This is a genomic window from Wolbachia endosymbiont of Ctenocephalides felis wCfeT (assembly GCF_012277295.1).
Lineage (GTDB): Bacteria > Pseudomonadota > Alphaproteobacteria > Rickettsiales > Anaplasmataceae > Wolbachia.
The window spans coordinates 324490-348243 of record NZ_CP051156.1 but is presented as its reverse complement, the minus strand read 5'-3'; the positions used below and the strand labels follow the sequence as shown (position 1 = coordinate 348243).

At 34.3% G+C, this 23754-nt stretch carries 20 protein-coding genes, 1 tRNA gene, 1 other RNA gene and 4 pseudogenes; 8 read left to right on the top strand and 18 right to left on the bottom strand.

The genetic code is table 11. The annotated features are described in order from the left end of the window. Window positions 1-12: 12 nt before the first annotated feature. From HF197_RS01695 to HF197_RS01680, 4 genes are read right to left on the bottom strand one after another with little or no spacing between them, the layout of a single operon-like run. A complete protein-coding gene (locus tag HF197_RS01695) occupies window positions 13-1149 on the bottom strand; it encodes a hypothetical protein (RefSeq protein ID WP_168464025.1) in 1137 nt (378 codons plus the stop codon). A 48-nt stretch (window positions 1150-1197) separates the two neighbouring features. Continuing rightward, entirely contained in the window at window positions 1198-1968 is a 771-nt protein-coding gene (locus tag HF197_RS01690) for a GNAT family N-acetyltransferase (protein WP_168464024.1), read from the bottom strand. Continuing rightward, window positions 1949-2443 (bottom strand): phosphatidylglycerophosphatase A family protein, encoded by a 495-nt coding sequence (locus HF197_RS01685; RefSeq protein WP_168464023.1) that lies wholly within the window; start codon window positions 2441-2443, stop codon window positions 1949-1951. The genes HF197_RS01690 and HF197_RS01685 overlap by 20 nt, the downstream gene beginning before the upstream one ends. Window positions 2444-2454: 11 nt before the next feature. Next, window positions 2455-3429: an NAD(P)H-dependent glycerol-3-phosphate dehydrogenase gene (locus tag HF197_RS01680; protein WP_168464865.1), complete on the bottom strand. Its 975-nt coding sequence runs from the start codon at window positions 3427-3429 to the stop codon at window positions 2455-2457. A 322-nt stretch (window positions 3430-3751) separates the two neighbouring features. Here HF197_RS01680 and HF197_RS01675 point away from each other — a divergent pair, with 322 nt between their 5' ends. Further along, complete coding sequence (locus HF197_RS01675; protein ID WP_168464022.1) at window positions 3752-4522, top strand: response regulator transcription factor; 771 nt, start codon at window positions 3752-3754, stop codon at window positions 4520-4522. 22 nt (window positions 4523-4544) lie between these two features. On the opposite strand, the gene rnpB is transcribed toward HF197_RS01675, so the two are convergent. From rnpB to efp, 3 genes are all read right to left on the bottom strand, one after another. After that, window positions 4545-4890: RNase P RNA component class A (gene rnpB, locus HF197_RS01670), an RNA gene on the bottom strand. 98 nt (window positions 4891-4988) lie between these two features. After that, window positions 4989-5690, bottom strand: coding sequence for an inositol monophosphatase family protein (locus HF197_RS01665; protein WP_168464021.1), 702 nt, complete (start codon window positions 5688-5690; stop codon window positions 4989-4991). A gap of 4 nt (window positions 5691-5694) precedes the next feature. After that, window positions 5695-6261, bottom strand: coding sequence for an elongation factor P (efp, locus tag HF197_RS01660; RefSeq protein WP_168464020.1), 567 nt, complete (start codon window positions 6259-6261; stop codon window positions 5695-5697). A 142-nt stretch (window positions 6262-6403) separates the two neighbouring features. Here efp and hemH point away from each other — a divergent pair, with 142 nt between their 5' ends. Beyond that, the gene (gene hemH, locus HF197_RS01655; RefSeq protein WP_168464019.1) at window positions 6404-7402 is read left to right on the top strand and encodes a ferrochelatase; all 999 of its coding nucleotides are present in this window, start codon (window positions 6404-6406) and stop codon (window positions 7400-7402) included. A 576-nt stretch (window positions 7403-7978) separates the two neighbouring features. On the opposite strand, the pseudogene tnpC (HF197_RS01650) reads toward hemH, so the two are convergent. From tnpC (HF197_RS01650) to HF197_RS01640, 3 pseudogenes are all read right to left on the bottom strand, one after another. Further along, window positions 7979-8797: pseudogene (gene tnpC, locus HF197_RS01650) on the bottom strand (IS66 family transposase); the annotation flags it as partial. Window positions 8798-8812: 15 nt separating this feature from the next. Beyond that, window positions 8813-9582: pseudogene (locus HF197_RS01645) on the bottom strand (IS5 family transposase). A 70-nt stretch (window positions 9583-9652) separates the two neighbouring features. After that, window positions 9653-10197 (bottom strand): annotated as a pseudogene (locus HF197_RS01640) (DUF6444 domain-containing protein); the annotation flags it as partial. Window positions 10198-10268: 71 nt separating this feature from the next. On the opposite strand from HF197_RS01640, the gene HF197_RS01635 reads away from it, so the two are divergent. After that, complete coding sequence (locus tag HF197_RS01635) at window positions 10269-10427, top strand: hypothetical protein (RefSeq protein WP_168463776.1); 159 nt, start codon at window positions 10269-10271, stop codon at window positions 10425-10427. A gap of 101 nt (window positions 10428-10528) precedes the next feature. Here HF197_RS01635 and gatB read toward each other — a convergent pair whose 3' ends face one another. Next, window positions 10529-11947, bottom strand: coding sequence for an Asp-tRNA(Asn)/Glu-tRNA(Gln) amidotransferase subunit GatB (gatB, locus tag HF197_RS01630; RefSeq protein WP_168464018.1), 1419 nt, complete (start codon window positions 11945-11947; stop codon window positions 10529-10531). A 192-nt stretch (window positions 11948-12139) separates the two neighbouring features. Between gatB and HF197_RS01625 the strand changes: the two genes are divergently transcribed. Beyond that, entirely contained in the window at window positions 12140-12661 is a 522-nt protein-coding gene (locus HF197_RS01625; protein ID WP_168464017.1) for a hypothetical protein, read from the top strand. A gap of 5 nt (window positions 12662-12666) precedes the next feature. Here the strand turns inward: HF197_RS01625 and gpmI are convergent, their stop codons facing one another. The 5 genes from gpmI to HF197_RS01600 all read right to left on the bottom strand — a co-directional run bounded on the left by gpmI (window position 12667) and on the right by HF197_RS01600 (window position 18064). Further along, window positions 12667-14169 carry a 2,3-bisphosphoglycerate-independent phosphoglycerate mutase gene (gpmI, locus tag HF197_RS01620; RefSeq protein WP_168464016.1) on the bottom strand — a complete coding sequence of 501 codons (1503 nt, stop codon included), beginning with the start codon at window positions 14167-14169 and terminating at the stop codon, window positions 12667-12669. Window positions 14170-14190: 21 nt separating this feature from the next. Continuing rightward, window positions 14191-14262 (bottom strand) — tRNA-Asn (locus tag HF197_RS01615). 47 nt (window positions 14263-14309) lie between these two features. After that, window positions 14310-15554 carry an MFS transporter gene (locus HF197_RS01610; RefSeq protein WP_168464015.1) on the bottom strand — a complete coding sequence of 415 codons (1245 nt, stop codon included), beginning with the start codon at window positions 15552-15554 and terminating at the stop codon, window positions 14310-14312. A 326-nt stretch (window positions 15555-15880) separates the two neighbouring features. Beyond that, window positions 15881-16273: a hypothetical protein gene (locus HF197_RS01605; RefSeq protein ID WP_168464014.1), complete on the bottom strand. Its 393-nt coding sequence runs from the start codon at window positions 16271-16273 to the stop codon at window positions 15881-15883. A gap of 984 nt (window positions 16274-17257) precedes the next feature. Next, complete coding sequence (locus HF197_RS01600; protein WP_168464013.1) at window positions 17258-18064, bottom strand: leucine-rich repeat domain-containing protein; 807 nt, start codon at window positions 18062-18064, stop codon at window positions 17258-17260. Between the two features lie 210 nt (window positions 18065-18274). Here HF197_RS01600 and rsmH point away from each other — a divergent pair, with 210 nt between their 5' ends. Together rsmH and ftsL are read left to right on the top strand one after the other, a co-directional pair. Then, window positions 18275-19147 carry a 16S rRNA (cytosine(1402)-N(4))-methyltransferase RsmH gene (gene rsmH, locus HF197_RS01595; RefSeq protein ID WP_168464864.1) on the top strand — a complete coding sequence of 291 codons (873 nt, stop codon included), beginning with the start codon at window positions 18275-18277 and terminating at the stop codon, window positions 19145-19147. Next, complete coding sequence (gene ftsL / locus HF197_RS01590) at window positions 19144-19410, top strand: cell division protein FtsL (RefSeq protein ID WP_168464012.1); 267 nt, start codon at window positions 19144-19146, stop codon at window positions 19408-19410. Before rsmH ends, ftsL begins: the two co-directional genes overlap by 4 nt. Window positions 19411-19473: 63 nt before the next feature. On the opposite strand, the gene HF197_RS01585 is transcribed toward ftsL, so the two are convergent. Beyond that, a complete protein-coding gene (locus HF197_RS01585; RefSeq protein ID WP_168464011.1) occupies window positions 19474-20316 on the bottom strand; it encodes a hypothetical protein in 843 nt (280 codons plus the stop codon). 176 nt (window positions 20317-20492) lie between these two features. On the opposite strand from HF197_RS01585, the pseudogene tnpC (HF197_RS01580) reads away from it, so the two are divergent. Both tnpC (HF197_RS01580) and HF197_RS01575 read left to right on the top strand, forming a co-directional pair. After that, window positions 20493-21853 (top strand): annotated as a pseudogene (tnpC, locus tag HF197_RS01580) (IS66 family transposase). Between the two features lie 110 nt (window positions 21854-21963). Further along, window positions 21964-22923, top strand: coding sequence for an SGNH/GDSL hydrolase family protein (locus tag HF197_RS01575; RefSeq protein WP_246168538.1), 960 nt, complete (start codon window positions 21964-21966; stop codon window positions 22921-22923). Between the two features lie 49 nt (window positions 22924-22972). On the opposite strand, the gene HF197_RS01570 is transcribed toward HF197_RS01575, so the two are convergent. Continuing rightward, window positions 22973-23734, bottom strand: a complete 762-nt coding sequence (locus HF197_RS01570) for an ankyrin repeat domain-containing protein (RefSeq protein WP_168464009.1) — start codon at window positions 23732-23734, stop codon at window positions 22973-22975. Window positions 23735-23754 lie beyond the last annotated feature (20 nt).

Below are 23754 nucleotides of genomic sequence, written 5' to 3'. Positions count from 1 at the left end.
GGATTATATGTATTATTTTTCACACTCCTCATAAGAAAAAAGCAAATCCTCCGAGGCATAATGCATAACTAGCATTCTAATCTTCTTCCCATTAGTAAGATGCAGTATACCATTATATGACTCAAGTAATTTTCTAAACAATTTGTGCCTTTGGTTAACAATAATATGAAAATCTTCCTCCTTTAAAAGCTTTTTAGACTCAAATAGATAAAGCATGATTTCGTGATAAGTTGGATAAGATGCAAGAAATTCTGGAGTAAATTGAAAGACTTTTACAAAAGCATTATTATAAAACTTCAATTTTTGATTTTTACTGTATATTGCTATAGCAATTGATAGTTCTTCAAGTAGATTTTTCTGCATAGCAAAATAATCATTTAACTCAGCATGTAATTTTTCTTCATTGCTGACGTCTGTTCCATATACTACCATCGCTCCAGAATCTTGCACTGGAATTTTAGTAAAATCGAAAATTTTTCGCTCACTATTGCAGGTTATAACGTGTCTTCCTGACTTACCACTATAGATACTAGTGGTGATGGCTGTTTTTTGAGAGCTATTTATGTATTTATCATAGAACAAATTATAAAACTTGACTTTTTTGTGCTTGTTATATTTTAGCACTGGAAATGGTAAAGAATTAAAAACTTCCTCATAGTTTTTTACTTCTTTTGTAAGTTTATTATTCTCTAATTCAAGTCCGTTAGCCCTTATTTTATAGTCTGAAATATTTCTTATCCACAGCAGTACACCAATTACATTATTAAAATCATTTATTATACTCCTCCCATAGCATATACAATAAACTTCGCCATCTTTTGATTTCAAATCTAAAGCAAAAGACTTATTTATCTCTTTTGCTTCATTGAAATTTTTGACTAAAGCTTCTGATTGCTCAAAGAAATTCACAAATTCACTAAATGAGTAAAATACAGTGTTAAGCAAGATCAGTAAGTTGGGAGAAAATGTTTCTATACGTTTCTTTGCATCCCAAATATAAAATCCATCGTCTATAGTGTCGATTAAATTATTGATGATAATATTCTGGTGTTGTAAATTTCTAATTTTATTTAGAGTTTTTAACTTAGAATAAGAAAGATAAAACAATATCAGAACTAATACCAAAACTATTTCATACAGAAAAAACATGGTGCTTTTAAAATAAAGGTAAAAATTTTAAGCAAAATTGTGCATAAATTATGCCGAAGAGGTATACAAATAGAGATTACCCAACATTTGGAACCCTAACCTCTTATAAAGATTAACTGAAGGCTTCATACAATGCGCTATTATATGCTTACATTTAAGCCGTTGCGCTAACTTTATCCTTTCTAAAATCATTTGAGTACCCACCCCCCTATTTCTATACTTTGATAAAACACCGTCACTGTAAAAACCAGCCACACCATCTTGAACGTAAAGACCACACGTGCCAACAATTTCACCATTTAGTGTTACAAGAAAAAATTTTAATCCTGAGTTTTCATAATCATAATTTGATAATCCGCGAAAAAATGTACTAACAATTCCAATATTGTGATAAAAAATTTTAGAAGTGTGTAAATCCAGCTGCTCCAATAATTGGTGATTATTTACGATTTTTAATTCCATATTTGCAATAACATCATTTGGCAAAAAATAATTTTTTATATTTAATAGAGCTTTCTTTGGTGTACTAGCATGATCTATCTCATTTTTTTCTAAAATATTTCTTATTGTAGCATGCGAATTTACTACCCATGTTGCTTCTACGCTTCTTGCTTTAAGGTAATCTAAAGTTTTTTGTGCAGATAGCTCAGTACATTGGTCTTTACAAAACACAAAATTAAATAGCGATTCTTTAGTACCATTTATTACAAATACAATATCATCAAATTCATCATGCACTTCCCATTCGGATAAATTTACCGTATAAAGTATATAATCTTGAAGATTTTGAGTAACTAAATCAGAGTGACGAAGCTGCATACAATGACAATAAACAATACAAAGCTCCTACAAAAGCACAAGCCAAAATTGCAGCTATAATATCATCTAGCATAACACCTAGAGGACCTTTGGTATTTTTATCGATCAAATTTATAGGCCACGTTTTTATTATATCAAAAAATCTAAAGGAAAGAAAGCACAACAACAGTAAGAAATAATCATCTTTGTAATTGCTAAACAACACCGAAGCTAAAAGTATTGTAAGCAGCTGACCAACCACTTCATCAATTACAACTTCTTTTGGGTCCTGCGAAGTTTGATAATGCTTTACATAGTTACCAGTAGACCATAATCCAACCACAAATAAAAAAGAAATAATTGCCGCACCTAAAATTTTGTTGCTCAATATAACAGGAGCAAGAGGAAGAGAAGCTAAGCTACCTACGGTACCTGGCATTTTGGTTGCTGTGCAAGACAACCACCAGGTTGATATTAGTTTATATATAAATTTCATAATACATTAAATTAACTTGTAAAAACAGATATAGTATCCTCTATAGAAGCATTTTCATATAACAATTTATATACTGCTTCACATATAGGCATCTTGATCTTTAATTTCTCTGCTAAATTAAAGGCAGACTGAGCAGTGCTAAAACCCTCAATTACCGATTTACCCTCCAACAAAACTTGCTTAATATCACAGCCATCACCTATTTTAAATCCAAAAGACAAGTTTCTTGAATTCAAGGATGTGCAAGTCATAACTAAATCACCCAAACATGATGGTCCCAGTAGCGTATCTATGTTTACATTGTTGTTATCAACTTTTACTGAGTATAAAGTCTTAATTTCATTCATACACTTTGTAATCAATGCTGCATGAGCATTAAACCCGAGCTTTTTACCTAAAATGATTCCACATGCTATAGCAAAAACATTTTTTAATGCTGCACAAATTTGCACCCCTATAACATCATTACTGAAATTTAATGTAATGTCTTTCTGTTTTAATTCCGATATTAACTTTAAACCTAACGTGTCATCTTGGCAAGCAAGAACCATCGTATATGGTAATTTTTTTGCAACTTCTATAGCAAAGCTAGGACCGGAAAAGATAGCAACTGGATTGCTAGGGAAAGTTTCATTTACTACTTCACTTGGCAATTTTAGTGTATTTTTTTCTATTCCCTTGCAAGCTAAAATGATGGCTACGTCTTTTTTCAGATTGTAGTTATGTAGTTGCTGACACACTTCGCGTAGAGACTGAGTAGGAACAGCAAGAATCACCATTGAAGCGTCAATTGCATCTTCAATAGCCAATTTTATTGATACATTATCAGAAATGAAACAACCAGGCAATTTATCACTTTCTCTTTTTTCACTAATTGATTTAAATGTAGTGTCATTACGGGTCCATAGAGTTATATTTTGTTTATTACTTAATGAAATTGCAATCGCTGTACCCCATGCACCAGCACCTAAAATTGATATCACCACAAACATTACCAAAGTATTACTTATATTTTAAGACTAAAGGACAAGTAAATTAAAAACATGATATAAATATAGTTAAATATTTATTAACATAAGTATTATTGTAGCAATAACAATTTTAATTCAATATTTACTAAAAATAGTGTTATTATTATGGTATATGATATATCTATTATATTTTTATATAATTTTGGAATGGTATTTTTACTGTTAATTAATAATTATTAAGTGTAATTTTGATCATTTGTTAATAAAGATTTGATTTGTTACTTTCCTTAGTTATATATATTACTAAAATTATAAATTATTTTATGGGGTGTAAAATATGCGTATATTATTAATTGAAGATGATCAAGTGAGTGCAAAAACTGTCGTGAATGCTTTAACTTCCGACGGGCACTTTTGCGACGTTGTAACTTCTGCACAGGATTATAACAATAATATGGTTTCTTCAAATGGAGACTATTATGATTTAGTTATTCTGGATATACACTTACCTGGTGATATTGACGGATATGACATATTGTTAAGATTAAGAAGTGCGAAAATTAAAGTTCCGGTCTTAATTCTATCATGTATGTCTGCTGTTAATCACAAAGCTAAAGGGCTCGGGTATGGTGCTGATGATTATCTGACTAAGCCATTTCATAAAAGCGAGCTACTTGCTCGTATTAAGGCTATAGTGCGTCGTACTAAAGGTCATCCTGAATCAGTGATCAGAATCGGCAATATCGAAATCAACTTTGATCATCGAGTTGTCACAGTAAAAGGTAAGACAGTGCATCTTACCAACAAAGAATATTCTATGATAGAATTATTGGCATTACGTAAAGGTACAGTATTAACGAAGGAAATGTTCTTGAACCATCTTTACAATGGTCTGGACGAGCCTTCAGATAATAAAATAGTTGATGTCTTTATGTGTAAGTTGCGTAAAAAACTTGAAAGCGCTAATGATGGAAAAAGTCATATAGAAACTGTTTGGGGCAGAGGATATATTCTGAAAGAATATATTGACGACGAAGAATACTCCGGCGTTAATATAGGCGAAAGTAGTGGTGGCTATCAAACAGAACAAGTAAAGGATAACGCATGATAAACAATGGTGGCTTATATTGATCTTAGGTGAAGTATAAGCCAGGTTCTGTTTATGTAGCTATTTATCTGGAATAAATATTACCATTTACTTCGTGCGATTTACCCGAGTAGATATGAGGAAAACATAAGGCCTACTCTTATTTAATCTTGCTCCTAGTGCTGGTTACTCAACTATCAATGTTACCATTGCTATGGTGCGCTCTTACCGCACCTTTTCACCCTTACCTAAAAACATTAGGCGGTAATTTTCTGTAGCCCTATAACTAGAGTTACCTCCGGCGGATGTTATCCGTCACTATTTTTCCTTGGAGCCCGGACTTTCCTCTGTTATGCCTACCGCACAACAGCAGCTACTTACTTCACCTAAGCATTATATTAGCACGAAAACTATAAGAACAAAATAATTTTTTAGATTCGTTACATACTATCCGCAAAGCAATATTTCATCTATTCTAGAGTAAGGTCTAAAATGTCATATCCCCCGCAACAAGTAATTTATTACTCTCTGTTAATCTTCCACCACTCTCTTGAAGCAAAAGCCTGCCAATTAGAGCCTTATACCTGTTAATTCCAGAATAAATTATTCCACTATACCTTCCTGCAGCAAGATAAGCAAAGCCCAAAAGTGTTGAACCGATAGAACGTATATTATTATTGCCTGGCTGTAGTTTATTGAGTAGATTGCCACTTACATCTATTAAACCACTTTCACGGTTTTTCATGCGCAGTTTTATGTGACGGAGTTTAAAATCTTCAAGAAAAGCACCTTTCTTTTCTTCTGCCCAAAAAGTTTCTTTTAGAGCCGGAGCTTCAATCACAACTGCTATAACTCTATTTTTGTGAATCAGGCACACTGATACTGCAAAATAAACCATGCAGCTAGAAAAATTTTCTCTAGCTTCTATAGGCATAATAAACCAAGTGTAACCATTTTCATCTTCCTTTATTTCTTGGTCAATATCATCCTCAAAAATAAAACCATAATCTGGCTTATAATTATGTAAATAATAATGTATTGTCTTTTTAGATTTTAAATAAGCTTTATTAATAAAATCCGCTGATTTAACACTAGAGATCTGTAACTCATTAAAATCACGCATAAGCTGTTTTGAAGCATTGCGCACAGAGTCAAGCATCACATTAATTCTTGGTGATGAGATAGACATCTTTTTATTCTTTTACTCGTTCGTAATAGCTATCGTCAGGAGTATAAACTACAATTTTATCCTCTTCTTTGATAAACTGAGGTACACTAACACGCATCCCATTTTCAAGAATTGCAGGCTTATAAGAGGAAGTGGCGGTTTGCCCTTTAATCACGGACTCTGTTTCCCTTACAGTAAGTGTTACGTAGTCAGGCACATGTGCGGAAATTATTTTATCTTGATAGGTCACTACCTTAACTATCATGTTGTCTTGTAAATAAATTTTTTTATCTCCTAATAACTCTAAATTTATAGTAATTTGCTCATAATTGCCTGGATGCATGAGACTGACAATATTTCCTTCGGTAAAGAGGTAAGTGTACTCCTCTTCATCTAAAATAGCCCTTCTAATCGTTGCATCAGAACGAAATCTCTCATAATGTTTTGAGCCAGTTTTAATGTTTTTCATTTCAGCTTGTATATATGCACCACCTTTACCAGGTTGAGTATGCATAATACTTACAACTAAAAACAACCCACCATTATGCTCCAATACTTGGCCAGGTCTAATATCATTAGCTCTTTCTGCCATAACTACATTTTAATTACTGCATAATTATAAATAGCTTTATGATAAATATCAAAGCCTTTATTCATCAAGAGCACTGTTAGCACAGTGTTTGTACAGTTGTAACTGAAATGGTATAAATAACTAGTTTATACCATTAGATCTAATGAAAAAGGCGGTTATTTTACTTAATCTCGGTGGGCCTGACTCACTGGATGCAATTCGTCCTTTTTTATTCAATCTTTTTTGCGATAAAAGAATAATTAACTTACCGAATCCCTTCCGGTTCCTTCTAGCAAAACTCATATCTTCAAAACGCGAAAAAACTGCACGAGAAATATATAAACGAATTGGAGGTAAATCGCCAATTTTAGAAAACACAAAAGCACAGGCTGAGGCACTTGAGCAAGAGATTAACAAACTTTGTCACCAGAGTAGCCTGACACTGGGATCTAGAAATAAAAATCTGGCTCCAGTGTCATGCGTTGAAAAATTTACTAAAGTTTTTGTCTGCATGCGCTACTGGCATCTATTTGCTAGTGAAGTCGTGGAAAGTGTAAAACAGCTTGATCCTGAAGAAGTAATTCTGCTGCCCTTATATCCTCAGTATTCAACAACAACAACCCTATCATCTATTGAAAACTGGCAAAAACATGCTAGAAAACATGGCTTAAAGTGCAGTACAAAAATAATTAACCATTATTATGACAATAAAAACTTCATTGCAGCTCATGCTAGCCTGATAGCTAAGCACTATAAACTGGCCAGCAAAATTGATAAACCAAGAGTCTTGTTTTCAGCACACAGTCTTCCCTTGAGCGTAATTAAAAAAGGCGATCCTTACGCTAAGCAGGTAGAAAAAAGCGCAGAGCTAATAGTGAAAAAGTTAGCAATCAAAGACCTCGATTGGTCCATATGTTATCAGAGCAAAATTGGTCCTGTAAAGTGGCTAGAGCCAAGCACTGAAAGTGAATTATTACGCGCAAAAATGGATGATGTACCTGTAGTCTTATCACCTATATCTTTCGTTTCTGAACATTCTGAAACACTTGTAGAACTTGATATTGAATACAAAGCAATTATCAAAGATGGATATTACTTCCGTGTACCAACCCTTAGAACTGACCCATTATTCATAAAATGTTTAGCAGATTTATGTGCCTAATAAAGGCTTGTCTGCTAGGTTTTTATGTGTTAACATCCATGGAGAATTAGTATAAAATTAACTGTTTTATGCCAAGTAGATTAAAAAATAAATTAAATAGCGTTCTCCCACAATCTACTGATAAAAACAAAGATACTAATATAGTGTGGAGGAGATCACAACCAAGCAATGAACTTCTCAGTATATATATATGGATTCATCTCCTTTTTAATTACACATATAAGACCCGCAACCGAGAGATTAATCCTAGAAAAGTCATTCGCTTTTCACTGGGATTAACAAGACTAAACTTATGAATTGTACTGCAATTTTCCTGTGACTTCATTGATAGCTATAGGCATATTATTTCTAATATACGCAATATTATTGCATGTATTAGAGCTCTAACAACAATACTATACATTCTTCATGTAGCATGTAATTTAGCTGGATATAAGTCCGAAGCAAAAGAAAAATCAGACAGGAAAAAAAGCAAGATTGAAATACAACTGGTATTTGTAGATGATTTAATTGGATTAGAGGATACTACGTTTGAAGTATTGAAGCTGACAAAAAGTATCCATTCAGGTGTATGGCTTAAGAAGCAATAGCCAGTAGGTTTTGAAAAGGATTTAACTTCTTTTGCCTCCAAGTCAAGTACAATGAAATTATCCTCTCAAGAAACATATTTCCCCGTTTCGATTGTGTAAAATATGAAACTTTTCGGTAAACAACGTAATGCCGAATCTGTCGCTCAGCATAGTTGTTTGTCAGTGGAATATTTTCTGGATCGTCCAAAAATTTCCACATCATCAGATCCGATTTCATGATATTTTTTGCTACTCGAGACGCTCCAATTGCCTCGGGTAAATTTGATATATTCTTTAAGTAATATCTCGTTCGCTTGCATAATTTTCTTGCTCTTCTTATGAACCTTAATGTGTCTATTTCATCCTTTAACAGAGCTTTTTTCAATGCAAATAATTCAGTAGCAACATTCCTTAAATAATACCCCAAAACTTTCACTTCGCTATTCCAACTATGAGACAACCTTTCAAAATCTCTTGCTAAATGTGCCCAACAGACCTGCCTTTTCTTGCTGGAAAAGTAGTTGTAAGCTGCATATCTGTTGGTCACTACTAGGTTGTTATTCTTTCCAAATTTACTATTTTCCAGGACTTTCATCCCTCTTGACTCTGTCAATTTGATCACACTTCCTATTTTGCTCGCAAACATCCAGCACCAGCCCTGTTTACCTTTGTTGTAATGGCTAGTTTCATCGATATGTAAAATTTTGCTCTTGCTTACCTCTTCCTCAATTTGCTCATATGCTTCTTGGCATTTTTCTGCCACTCTAGCCTCGCTATTTGATACACTACCGACGCTGATATCCAGGTTGAAAATGTCCTTTATAAGAAGGTGTCTGCAAACTCAAGAATTAGCTAATTTAGTAAGCATAATAGTAGTCATATTAAAGAAAATATTGGTTTCCGAAGTTTGAGGAGAATGCTCATAATCCTTACTCATACGCCTAAAATTGGAAAGCCAAGCAAAAGTTCTTTCAACAATCCAACGCTTCGGTATAACCTCAAATCCCGCAATATTAGGAGCTTTTTTTGCTATTGTAAATAAACATCCTGTTTTTATTAAGCATCTGTTTTTAAGGTTACCTGTGTATCCTTGATCAGCAAAAAACCTCTGTAATGTTGGTATTTTTTGTTTTGCTTTTACCAGAAGATCTAAAGCTCCCTCGCGGTCTTGGATGCTTGCACTGTGTACATCTGCCGTAATCACGAGTCCTAGCGTGTCTACAATAATATGCCGTTTTCGACCTTTTATTTTCTTGCCAGCATCGTAACCTCTGGCCCCCCTTTTTGAGTCGTTTTTACTGATTGGCTGTCAATTATTCCAACTGATGGTGTGGCTCTTTTACCAACTACCTCCCTTACTTTTTTTACTAAAATATCGTGTATTTCTTGCCATTTTCCAGTGTTTTTTAGTCGTGTGTTCCAACTGTAAATTGTCTTCCATGGTGGGAAATCCTTAGGTAATTGTCTCCATTGGCAGCCTGTTCTCATTACGTACCTTATTGCATTAATAATTGTTCTAATATCGTGTTTTCTTGGTCTACCTGTCTTTTTTGGCTCAAAATATGGCTTTAAAATTTCCCATTCACTGTCTTTTATGTCACTTGGATACATGTTAAAGTTATCCTTGTATCACATAATTGTCCTTTTTTCTACTTTTCTACATACTTTGCAGACACCTTCTAATATTTGCCACTTCTTTTTTCGAATTCTTGTAAAATCCACTTAATGCTGTAATTACTGACTTAACTCTTGGACCAAATGTGTCCGCAGTTACTCCTTCTTGTAGCTTGCTACTTTTTCTTTTTCCACATCTTTTGCAACGTCCATGCTCTAGTTAATATTCAACTACATACGGCTTGATTTCCGGCAAATCGACCTTTTGATGAGTATACGGATCTTTTGATACCGCAATTTCTCCTCCGCACTCACACGTATTGGGCAGTTCTATTTTTACCATCTCATCTGCCTCCATTTTAGGGCGGTAACTGCCTTTATGTCCAACCTGTGCTCCTACTTTCCTGTCACTTTTTGGCTTATTTTCCCTCATCTTATATAATTCTTTGGAGCTTGGTATAGATGAATTTTTTGAATTTAAGCCAAGCCTTTCTTTTAACTCAGCGTTTTCGATCCTTAGCGCTTTATTTTCTGCTTTAAGCTCTTCTATTTTTGTTTCTAACTTTTCTATAGTCTGCTTAAACTTTCGCAAAATTCTAAAAGATCAACCATATTACCTCACAGCCACTCTAGTTTACCTTTTTAGCATTCCTTGTCTACTCTTTATTTTACCGCCCGGCTGAATGGATACTTCATATTTTACACAATCGAAACGGGGAAATATGTTTCTTGAGAGGATAATTTCATTGTACTTGACTTGGAGGCAAAAGAAGTTAAATCCTTTTCAAAACCTACTGTATTGCTTCTTAAGCCATACACCTGAATGGATACGAAAAAATTAATAATTTCTGCATCAAAACTTTCCAGAATTATACAGCTTTTACAGAAAAGGCTACCTATTTATCACTCTATTACTTGACCTTTGCAGGCCCTACTGATGAAATTAATCACTCAACTTTTCACTCAATACTAAGTTTGCTACATCAGGGTTTGCTTTTCCTTTTGTTTGTTTCATAACTTCACCAACAAAAAATCCATATAGTTTTGTTTTACCGCTCTTATATTCTTGAACTTTATCTTGATGGGTTTCAATAATTTCTTGAATGATTTCAGATATTTGACCCTTATCAGTTATCTGCTTAAGGCCCTGCTCTTCAATAATTTGAGATGCAGACTTACCAGTTTCAAACATACTATCAAGTATCTGTTTCGCAAGCTTAGCAGAAACTGTGTTATCCACAATAAAATCTAAAAGCTCAGACAACTCGCCTGCTTCTATCGGAGAATCAGTAATATTAATTCCAGCTTTATTCAAACGACCAAAAAGCTCAACAGTTAACCAAGTTACTGAGATTTTCGCTTCATGCCTTTTTATTAGTTCTTCAAAGTAATCAGCAATTGATTTGTCAGAAGTAATAACTTCTGCATCATATTCGTTAACACTTAACTTTTCAATATACCGCTGCTTTTTCTGCTCTGGCAACTCAGGTAAAGATGCTTTAATTGAGTCAATTTTCTCATCACTTATTTCAACCGGTAATAAGTCGGGCTCTGGAAAATATCTATAGTCACTTGCATCTTCTTTATTTCGCATCACTTTTGTTTTCTCTAAAGCAACATCAAACAATAGAGTATCCTGGCTTACTTCTCCTCCGCTTTCTAAAATTTCAATTTGCCTCTGTATTTCATAATCTATTGCTTGAACAATGTAACGTATTGAATTTAGATTTTTTATTTCACAACGAGTGCCAAATTCACTGCTGCCTTTTGGGCGGACAGAAACGTTTGCATCACAACGCAGTGATCCTTTTTCCATATCACCATCACATGAGCCGACATAACGTAAAATCTGCCTTAATTTTTTCATGAACTCCGCAACCTCTGCTGATGATCTAAGATCTGGCTCAGAAACAATCTCCATTAATGCAACACCTGCTCTATTTAAATCTATATATGTCTTGCTTTCTTCATGAACACTTTTCCCTGCATCCTGCTCCAAGTGAATCCTTCCAATTCTGATTTCTTTGTCGCCAATAAATATTTTGCCATTTTTTACAATCGGCTCAAAAAACTGCGTTATCTGATACCCTTGCGGTAAGTCAGGGTAGAAATAATTTTTCCGATCAAAGTAAGAATTTTTGTTAATTTCTGCAGATAGTGCAAGGCCAGTGCGTATTGCCTGCTCTATACAGTAATAATTTAGTATTGGCAATGTACCTGGCATTGCTCCATCAACCAAGGAAACTTGTGTATTATGTTCAGCGCCAAATTCAGTGGATGAACTAGAGAATAACTTCGTCTCAGAAGAAACTTGAGCATGTACCTCAAGCCCAATTACTGCTTCCCAATTCTCTTTTGCCATGTGTCTGATTTAAATAATTAATTATATATTCTGCCAAAATTAACGAAAAAGTCAAAACAAGAATTCCCTTTTACAGAAGTTATGAGAAGGGCTATATCTACATTTTCATGCTAAATTTAGTAAATAAAATAATTTAATAAGTTAAGATAAAAATAATAATATTTAATTATTAGTTAATTTTGAGAAGTTTATATGGGCGAAAGTATAGGCAAAAATAATGAATCTTCAGGTGAAGGATCGCCAAAGACTACAGTTGTATTAGCACTTATCAGTGCTGGAGCAGGAGCACTGATGGGCCTTGCAAATCTACCACCTTTAGCTATAGGTGCAATTGCTGGTTCTATAATTCCATTAGCATTTACTGCAGTTTGTCTTACAGTGGTATTGTATGAACTTTGTAAAAATAAAGTTAAAAAAGATGATGTAAACGCTACTATTTTTTTGAGCACATGGACAATTGCAAGCGCTGCAGTTGGGGTTGGTATTGCTGCAGCTGCAATTGCTCTCTTCCCTGATGCAAACATGTCTGCAGTAGGTGCAGTCATAGGAGCTATAGCACCAGCTGTAGGATTGTCTGTATTCTTTCTAACAACAGTTCTTGTTATAGCGCCAATAGTTGAAAAAGTGAGCACATGTTTTGCTAAACCTAGTGTTGATCCAGTAATAGAAGTACCTGATACAGGAACACCTGGGCAAACAGAGCCAGGTAAATGATGTGGTTAATCATCCACAATCAACGATTTGCCCTTCATCTCATCTGGTTGCTTAATTCCAAGTAACTGCAAAATTGTAGGGGCAATGTCGGATAATTTTCCGTCCTTTAATTGTAAGTTATCAGCACATACAATAAATGGAACTGTATTTAAAGTGTGTGCTGTGTGAGGTGTGTTGTTCTCCTCATCAAACATACATTCCACATTACCGTGATCTGCAGTGACAATCAGTGCAGTATCTCCCACTTCTTTGACAGCTCTTAATATTTTTGCAAGACAATCGTCCGCTACTAGCACAGCTGTTTCAGCCGCCTTTATATTACCTGTATGCCCAACCATATCAGGATTGGCGTAATTTACAACTATCAAAGCAAATTCTTGTGAATATATCTTTTCAACTAATATTTCTGTCAGCTCAAAAGCTGACATTTCTGGCTGCAGATCATAAGTTTTTACTTTTGGCGAGGGAATAAGTATTCTCTCCTCACCAGCAAAAGGCTTCTCTTTCCCACAATTGAAAAAAAAAGTTACATGAGCATATTTTTCTGTTTCAGCAATACGTAACTGCCGCAACTTATTGTCCTCCATCACCTGTCCTAAAGTATGATCGAAAGAAAAAGGAGCAAAAATATAAGGAATTTCAAGCTCTTCCCTGTATTTCATCATGCTCAAGATTGAAGAAAATTTTGCCGCCTTATTATAATCCGCTCTATTGAGAAAGATATTTGCTAATTGTATCATACGATCAGCACGGAAGTTAGCTAGTAATACACCATCTTCTGGTTTTATACCCTGATAATCGCCTATTACTGTGGGCTTAATAAATTCATCAGTTACATTGTTTTGATAATTTTCATCAATCAATGACACTGCATCGCTATGACTAGGTGCATTTGCAAATGCAATGGTCTCATAAGCTTCAATTGTCCTCTCCCACCTGTTGTCACGGTCCATAGCGTAATAGCGACCAGAAACGGTGACGATTTTCACATCGTTACCTTTTACATCCTCCTCAAACTCCTGAATGCATTTCTTTCCTGAATTTGGAAAAGTATCTCTACCATCTAAAAATGCATGCACTACCACTTTAATCCCATGCTGTGATATCTTATTTGCTAAGGTTGAAATGTGCTTTTGGTGTGAATGAACACCACCATCTGATACTAATCCCATTAAATGGCATACACCATTCTTACTTTTTACATCTTCAATAAATTCCTTAAGTTTTAAATTCTCTCCTACTCCATCAATTTCCAAATTAATGCGTTGCAGGCTTTGCATAACCACCCTACCACTACCGATATTCATATGGCCCACTTCTGAATTGCCTATTTGACCACCTGGAAGACCAACATCGGTTCCGCATGCAGATAAACTAGACTTTGGATAATGAGAGCTAATACATTGCCAACAGGATGGTTTTGCGTTGCTTATGGCATTGTACCTGCTATTTTTCACTCCATTTCCCCAGCCGTCCAATATACACAAAACAACTGACTTGAAGTTCATATAATTCTCAAGAGAAAAATGCTCCCCGGGCCGGATTCGAACCAGCAACCAATTGGTTAACAGCCAACTGCTCTACCACTGAGCTACCGAGGAATGAATTGCTCCTAATTTATCACGCTAAGCGCTGATTGTAAATATCTTTATGTGCTATAAACTAACTCCTTTACAGGATTTTTCTTTTTTATATTTGAAATAGCGACCAGCCCAATTAGTGCACAAAAAATCATATAGTAGCTTGCTGCAGTTTCTTGCCCTGTAACTTTAATAATTGTTGTACATACAAACGGCGCAAGACCACCAAAAAATCCAGCAGCTATGTTCCTTGATAAACCAAATCCGCTATATCGCACCTTCGTTGGAAATAACTCACACATCAGCGCACTAACAGGGCCAAGTGATGCAGCAATTGGAACAATAAAAAGGATGTGTGCTACAATAGTAAGCAGATCATCATCTTTACATAACATAGAAAAAACTGGGTAACTGACTATTACAAAAGCTATAAATGCAAATTTCATAACCTTTTCCCTTCCTATTTTATCAGAAAGAATCGCAAATGATATTGTCAGCCCCCCAAGTGCAACTTGACTGAATGTTTCCACCATGTGTGTGACATGAGAATTGACCCAGTTTGTGAATATATTGAAAAATACTAAATATATATAAAGAGATGAGTTTTCAACTATATCCACTCCAATTGCTATAAACAAAGGCTTTTTGTAGCCACTTAGTAACTCTTTTAGTGGCAACTCAGATGGCTCTTTTTGTTTCTTATATTCTGGACTCTCGTCAAGTATGTATCTCATATATATGCTGATTAATCCCATTACTAAACTGAAAGTAAAAGGTAACCTCCATCCCCAAGATTCAAAATCAGACACTTTTGTACAGATAAGCACTGCTATAAGGCTTAACACTGAACCAAAAATTGCACTCAAAACTTCAATGCTGCCAAAAAATCCTTTTTTATTTTCAGGAGCATGCTCTATCAAAAATGGTGCATTTCCTGCTTCTCCACCAAGTGATATACCTTGCAATAACCTTAAGCAAACTACAAATATTGATGCAAGTATGCCAATGCTCTGATATGCTGGCACAAAGGCGATTAATACAGTCGACAGAGTCATCATTATAATCGAGAGCAATAGAGCAACTCTTCTTCCGTATTTATCGCCAATATGACCAAACACAGCAGCACCAATTGGCCTCATCAGAAAACCTACTGCAAATACTCCAAAGGCCTTTAACACACTTGTTAATTGATCATCAGATGGAAAAAACGTACTACCAATAATATTGATTAAATGCCCAAAGAGCATGTGATCATACCATAATAACGTGTTACAAATTAAGCTTGATAGTATTACTTTTGTGATCTGCTGCATAACTCTACTATTAATTTATTTAACATTATAATGATATCGCTCACTTTTTCAATATGGTGAAAAAGTGTAAACATTGTATGAATATTATATAATCTTAATAATGCCATGTACAAACGCTGCACCTGCAAAGTAGATAAGCTTAAAACTGACATAAGATATACTTAATTTTTAACAACAACCTCACTTTGAAATGACATATTAAGAAGCTCCAGGACTATTAGCAACTATACACCATTGATGTGAAATGTTCAATGGTTATAATTTTCTTAAAGTTAAGAGTTAAGTGTATTGAATGTTGGAAGTTTTGGTAATCACAATAATGTCTATTACCAAACTCCTTTGTCATAGCGTTTAGCGTCGATACTTGTAGACTTTTCAGAGGGTAGCGACTTTATAATTCCCACAATGGCAAAAATTATTAGGAATATACATCCAATATCTTTATAACCTGCAGCGCAAAATATCATTCCTGCCATTGCTGCAATGGATGCTACAACACAGCCAGTAGAGCAGTCTAGGCTGCTAGAAGGATCGTGCTTATTAATTCTTATATCTGATTGCACTTTTGGTGTAGTTTGATCATTTACACTACTATGCGCATCAGCAGAACTTGGCAATGCTGTGGTAGCTGTTTCCTCTGCAGAAAGTTCTTCCTTTATACTAATTTGATCATTCACTGGATTACTTGAAGGATGTTGATTAAGATCTGTTTCTTTCATTTTACTCTCCTATTAAAAATATTATTACTAATATATAAATTATACTTAATATCTTTACCTTGTCAATTTTATTAACAATTATTATGGTAAAAATGGTCATTTTTTGGATCTAAGAATTTAGAAAATAGCATATTAAGAAGCTCTAGAGGCTAATTTTACCTTGGTAAGTATAAAGTACAAGTACTTTTTAATATTTGTAAAAGATAGCCCACAACTGTACAAACATTAAAGTTTTCACAAACCTCAAAATTACAACTTTAACGCTATTATCATGCGGTAATATACTTTTAAAGACCAGTTATTTCCGTTTTGGAAATAACTGACTTTCATATAATTTCCCATAATTCTATTAAAAAGTCGACGAAAATTAAGAATATTAGATAAAATTTATATATTAATTATGATATTCTTAAAGGAAATAGAATGGGTAGATATACTTACAAAATTAATAGAAATATTTTAATAATAAAGCTTTTTTATCATACTATGACTTGATTATAGGATAAAGTTAAAAAGACCTGGATTCTAGCGTCACGCGCTAGAATGACACCTTTCTTTATGGCCCATAATGTACCTCAAAAGCAGTTATTTCCAAAACGGAAATAACTGAATTTTCTACGGATTTGCTATAGATCCAATTTTCTTTAATCCATCAAGATTTCTATGAATTTTACAGCCCATATACCTCAGAAGCAGTTATTTCCAAAACAGAAATAACTGAATTTTTCTACGTAATACGGTCTTCATACATTAGAAAATGATGTCATTCTAGCGCGTGAAGCTAGAATCCAGGAGTTTCAATTGGGCATAAATGATGAATATAAAAGTTATTTTGAATGGAATTTAAAGGCTGGATACCAGTGTCTGGGCACTGGTATGACACCCTTTTGTTGGTAAATGGCCTAAAATGTAGTCATCTGAGTAGCTTACGCACAACTTTACGAACGCTGTAATATGGTCTTCACACATTAGAAAATAGTGTCATTATAGAATAAATTTACAGTTCATATTATGTTGAGCAGCATTTACATTATCAAGCACTGAAAATGCATAACCTATTGCAGCTCCAGCAGGTGCAAAAACTAAAAGTGGAACAAATAACACAATAGCAAGATTAACAAGAGTTAAAGCAGTCAATCCATTACAATATAATACTATTAACCCAAATATTGACCCTAATAATCCAGCAATCGCGCCACGTTCTGCACCACGGCTAGTGCCATGTATTATGAGTGAATTCCTTCTTAAACCAATATTTTTCTCCAGAGATTCTGTTATAGCTTGTTTACACTCATCTCCAATTGGGTTATTTCTTAAATTAAATATAAAAGTTTTATTTTTCTTAATAGCTTCTATTTTAGCTTTTTCTAGAACTTTTACACCTTCATCTGTAACTCGGTTCCCACTTAAATTAAGCGATGTAAGGTTCTTAAGAATCCCCTTTTCTTCTAGAGTTTTTACACCTTCATCTCCAATGTTGTTCCCACTTAAATCAAGTGATGTAATCTTACTTTTCTTCAAATATTCCACTAGAGTTTTTATCTCTTCATCTCCAATTTGACAATTTGTTAAATCAAACTTTCTAATCTTAGATATGCCTTCTACTGCAAATATATCTTTTTCTATTGCAAATATCTCTTCTAAAAGCTCTTTGAATGTCTTACCAGACTCGCTTGCCTGTATTTTTAAAACATCTCCATAAATTCCATAAAGCTCTTTGAATGTTTTATCAAACTTGCTTACCTGTATTTTTAAAACATCTTCATAAGTTCCATAATGACAACCAGGCATTCTATTCTCCTATTAAAAATATTATTACTAATATATAAATTTTACTTTATATTCTTAATTTTGTCAATCTTATTAACCATAATTATAGCTTTAGAGGCAATTACTTCAGGATTACCTATAAAATTCATAAAAATTTTAATACCCGTATAATACGCGCTGTATTGCAATGTTCGCGCAATTGTGCCAACATACAACACAAAACCTTCTTCTATGACACACACTCCGGTTTTACTAAAAGAGATGCTATCAATGCTATCACCACAAAATGGTGGTACATATGTTGATGCAACGTTTGGTGCTGGAGGATATAGTAAAGGAATACTGGATTCAGCAGATTGCAAAGTATATGCAATCGATAGAGATGAAACAGTTAATAAATTTTATAATGACTTGAGTATAAAATATCCAGATAAAATAAAACTATTTATCGATAAGTTCAGTAACATAAAGAATATATTAGAAGGTAAGTATGTAGATGGGGTAGTTTTTGATGTTGGAGTTTCATCTATGCAGCTTGATAATGGAGAAAGAGGGTTTTCATTTTTGCATGACGGGCCACTTGATATGAGCATGGATAATTCCTCCCATATAAATGCTGCAACATTTGTTAATGCTTTGCGCGAAGAGGAAATTGCAAACACTATCTACAATTATGGCGGAGAGCGTCACTCTCGCAGAATCGCACGAGCAATAGTAAATGCACGCAAAAAGAAACCAATTAAAACTACGTTTGAACTTGCAAATATCGTGCGTTCTATGGTTTTTCGCGGGAAAAGCAAAATTGATCCAGCAACAAGAACATTTCAGGCAATCAGGATATGGGTGAACGATGAGCTTGGTGAGCTTGAAAAGGGCATAAAAGCTGCATCTGAAGTTTTAAATGAAGGTGGAAAATTAGTCGTCGTTACCTTTCACTCTCTGGAAGATCGCATAGTTAAAAACTTTTTTAGAGATTTATGCTCAGATAACTGCAAAAAATTTTCCTTACTAAATAAAAAAGTGATTACAGCAAATGCAGAAGAAGTAAATGCAAACCCACGTGCACGTTCAGCGAAACTGAGGGCTATACAAAGACTATTATGAAAATCCTCTGTATCATCTCAGTAATTATATTTCTCCTCAGCGTTGTTGGGCTATTTCAGATTAAATTACATGTTCAATCATTAAATAGAGAGTTAATAAAAATAAAAAATGAAATTAACTTAGTGCAAAGTGATATAAAGGTCCTACAAGCAGAATGGAGCTACTTAAATCACCCAAAAAGACTTGCAAGTCTTGTGGAAAAATATTTGAAGAACAACTCGCTGATATTAGCAAGCCAGGTTAAGAGGCTTGATGCTTCATAGTGTTTAAAAAGGAGGAGAAGTTGCTACCCCTCCTAAACCTGCTGATTTTCCGAGTTAGGAGCTTTAATCCACTTGATTCAAGTATAATAAACACCTTTGCGTAGCTACATCTTGCAATTTTGCTTCCGGTACTTTTTCTTTATAAATTTGCATCCTTGTAAATTGCTTTGCTATTTCCAGTCTATTTTCGTACAAAAGGTCAGATATCTCTGAAGAAAAAAGCAACGACAATTTGCCATCTTGTGAACAAGCTACTATATCTTTAATTCTCAATTCCCTCTTTATATCAGTCAGCTGACCTTCCAAGAGAGAAATCTTATTGCCTTGAGCTTTTAACACTTCTTCATAACAAGAGTGTATATAAGAAATAGCAGCGTCTTTATACGTTAAATCATATTTCATCTGAGAAATCTCATATCCTTGCTTAGAAATCTCATTTTCTTGAGCTTCTAAAGCTCTTCCATATCCAGATCTTATCTCAGAAATTTCAGCTTCTTTCTCAGCTAACTCCCCTTCCATTATGGAAATCCTACTTTCCTGCACAGAAATCAATCTGTCTTTAACCCCTAAAGTTCTAGTAAAATTAGTTCCTTGTTCAGCAATAGTTTCACTTTTCGTTTCAACTTTCTTCTTTGCATTATCTAATTCCTTTCTCAGGTCTTCAACTTCCTTATTTGCATTATTTAACTCCCCTCTCAGGTCTTTAATTATCTCTATGTTCAAAAAAGCAATTTTATTGTTAATAATTACTTGACGTACAAGCCACATACCTAAAATAAGTGCTGGAATAAGAAGTAAGAAATAGAAAGGTGAAAAAATAAAGCCTAATATAAATGCAGTCGAGGTAAATGCCATAGTGGATACAACAGCTGTAGCACTAAGTACATTTTTTGTGGTATTGGACATACTTATAATATTCCCCTAAAAATTAATTTATTATTACAATAGTAATATAATTAATATACTATATCAATAAATTTACTAAGAAATTAGTAACAATTATGTATCCATTCAGCCGGGCGGTAAAATAAAGAGTAGACAAGGAATGCTAAAAAGGTAAACTAGAGTGGCTATGAGGTAATATGGTTGATCTTTTAGAATTTTGCGAAAGTTTAAGCAGACTATAGAAAAGTTAGAAACAAAAATAGAAGAGCTTAAAGCAGAAAATAAAGCGCTAAGGATCGAAAACGCTGAGTTAAAAGAAAGGCTTGGCTTAAATTCAAAAAATTCATCTATACCAAGCTCCAAAGAATTATATAAGATGAGGGAAAATAAGCCAAAAAGTGACAGGAAAGTAGGAGCACAGGTTGGACATAAAGGCAGTTACCGCCCTAAAATGGAGGCAGATGAGATGGTAAAAATAGAACTGCCCAATACGTGTGAGTGCAGAGGAGAAATTGCGGTATCAAAAGATCCGTATACTCATCAAAAGGTCGATTTGCCGGAAATCAAGCCGTATGTAGTTGAATATCAACTACAGCATGGACATTGCAAAAGATGTGGAAAAAGAAAAAGTAGCAAGCTACAAGAAGGAGTAACTGCGGACACATTTGGTCCAAGAGTTAAGTCAGTAATTGCAGCATTAAGTGGATTTTACAAGAATTCGAAAAAAGAAGTGGCAAATATTATAAAGGACATTTTCAACCTGGATATCAGCGTCGGTAGTGTATCAAATAGCGAGGCTAGAGTGGCAGAAAAATGCCAAGAAGCATATGAGCAAATTGAGGAAGAGGTAAGCAAGAGCAAAATTTTACATATCGATGAAACTAGCCATTACAACAAAGGTAAACAGGGCTGGTGCTGGATGTTTGCGAGCAAAATAGGAAGTGTGATCAAATTGACAGAGTCAAGAGGGATGAAAGTCCTGGAAAATAGTAAATTTGGAAAGAATAACAACCTAGTAGTGACCGACAGATATGCAGCTTACAACTACTTTTCCAGCAAGAAAAGGCAGGTCTGTTGGGCACATTTAGCAAGAGATTTTGAAAGGTTGTCTCATAGTTGGAATAGCGAAGTGAAAGTTTTGGGGTATTATTTAAGGAATGTTGCTACTGAATTATTTGCATTGAAAAAAGCTCTGTTAAAGGATGAAATAGACACATTAAGGTTCATAAGAAGAGCAAGAAAATTACGCAAGCGAACGAGATATTACTTAAAGAATATATCAAATTTACCCGAGGCAATTGGAGCGTCTCGAGTAGCAAAAAATATCATGAAATCGGATCTGATGATGTGGAAATTTTTGGACGATCCAGAAAATATTCCACTGACAAACAACTATGCTGAGCGACAGATTCGGCATTACGTTGTTTACCGAAAAGTTTCATATTTTACACAATCGAAACGGGGAAATATGTTTCTTGAGAGGATAATTTCATTGTACTTGACTTGGAGGCAAAAGAAGTTAAATCCTTTTCAAAACCTACTGGCTATTGCTTCTTAAGCCATACACCTGAATGGATACATTTTTTCTTATATATTTTATGTTAAAAATAGTATAATAATCAAATAATAATTGTAATGACAAACATGGCTAGATATAGGAATCTTTATGTGTTAGGTGACAGCCTATCTGACAATGGTGCAGGTATTGGAATTTGTAGAAATTTGTCTTTTGCAAGCGATGTAAAGTTTGATGAACCATTTTATCAAGGAAGATCTTTCAGTGATGGTCCTGTAGCTGTTGAATATTTAGCAAGATGTTTAGGTATAGAGGAATTTAAGCCTGGGTGGAAATTTTCTGTTCTTGGTATGGAATTTGAGCAGAGAGGCCAAAATTATGCGGTGTCATATGCTACTGCATCTGAATATTATGATCATCCTATTTATCCTAGTTTTTTAAATAAATTCCGACTAGCAAATCAATTGGGTACATTGATTGAGCACAATCCATATATAGGGCAAGAAGATCTATTTCTTATCATAATCGGTGGGAACGATATAATGCTTGCTTCAGTTTATGATGATGCTGATGTAGTAGAGGAGATGTTAGATCAGGCTGTAAGTGAAATATGTAATGCACTTAAAGTTTTAAGCGAGCACAACGTTCAGCACGTTATCGTTGCAAATGTGCCTGATGTTGGATTAATACCAGCCATTAATAAAAACAATGAAGAGAAAGAGTTAGCAACAAAGCTCACGCAGAGTTTTAATGCAAAATTGGCCGATAGCTTGGAGAGTATTAAGAAAGAATGTACAAATCTTAAAATAGAGCAGTTTGATCTTTATTCTAAAGTAAAAAATATAGTTGATGAATACAGAGATAATGGCTTAAATTATCAGGATGCATGTATATCAGACATTGCAAATGGAATTTATGGGTTTTTAGAAACTACGAAAACGCTTTTTCAATTAATTTTTCAAGGGAAACTCGAATCTTGTTATAGTAACGGGTGTAGTGAAGAAGATCTGAATAAATACTTCTTTTTTGACTATTTTCATCCAACTGCAGGAGCTCACCAGTATGTAGGAAATGAGTTGTGTGAACTCATGGTAACTTTTCCGCAGCTTTAGCTTTGGAAAGAAACGCAGCTTAATATTTGGTAGGCTGCGTGTTTATGTTTTATTGTATTATACATGATGTCGATTTTTCTAGAGCTTTTAGCTCTGTCAGGTTGCTAGCTGCAGATGCTTTAGTTAAAGTTTTAATTACCTCTTTATCTCCATAAAGTTCGGCTAATTTTAAGGGAGTGTATCCATTTTTATCTGGTTTACTAACATTAGCTCCTGCTTCTAGAAAGATCTTTATAATTTGTATGTCTATTTGATCTTCAATAGCATGATGTAAAGGAGTACTTCCATTCTCATTTTCTGCATTAATATCAGCTCCTGCTTTTATTAAAATCCTTGCTATGTCTTCTTGGGATACATTATGTAAGGGAGTATTTCCATCATTATTTGTTTTATCAACATCAGCTCCTGCTGCTATTAAAATTCTTGCTATGTTTTCTTGAAATACATAATGTAAAGGAGTATCTCCATTATCATTTGCTTTATTAACCTCAACTCTTGCTGCTATTAGAGCTTCTGCTACACCTTTTGTGGATGCAGAATGTAAAGGAGTATCTCCATTATCATTTGCTTTATTAACCTCAGCTCCTGCTGCTACTAGGGCTTCTACTACACCTTTTGAGGATGCAAAATGTAAGGGAGTTCTGCTATTATTTTCTTCTACATCGACAATTTCTCCATTACCTAAGAGAATGTTGACTACATCTATATGACCCTTTAGAGAAGCGCAATGTAAGGGAGCTATGCCGTTATCATTTTTTACATTAACGTTAGCTTGCTTGTTTATTATGAGATCGATTGGGCTTTGTTGCATAGCTAAAGTAAAAAGAACTG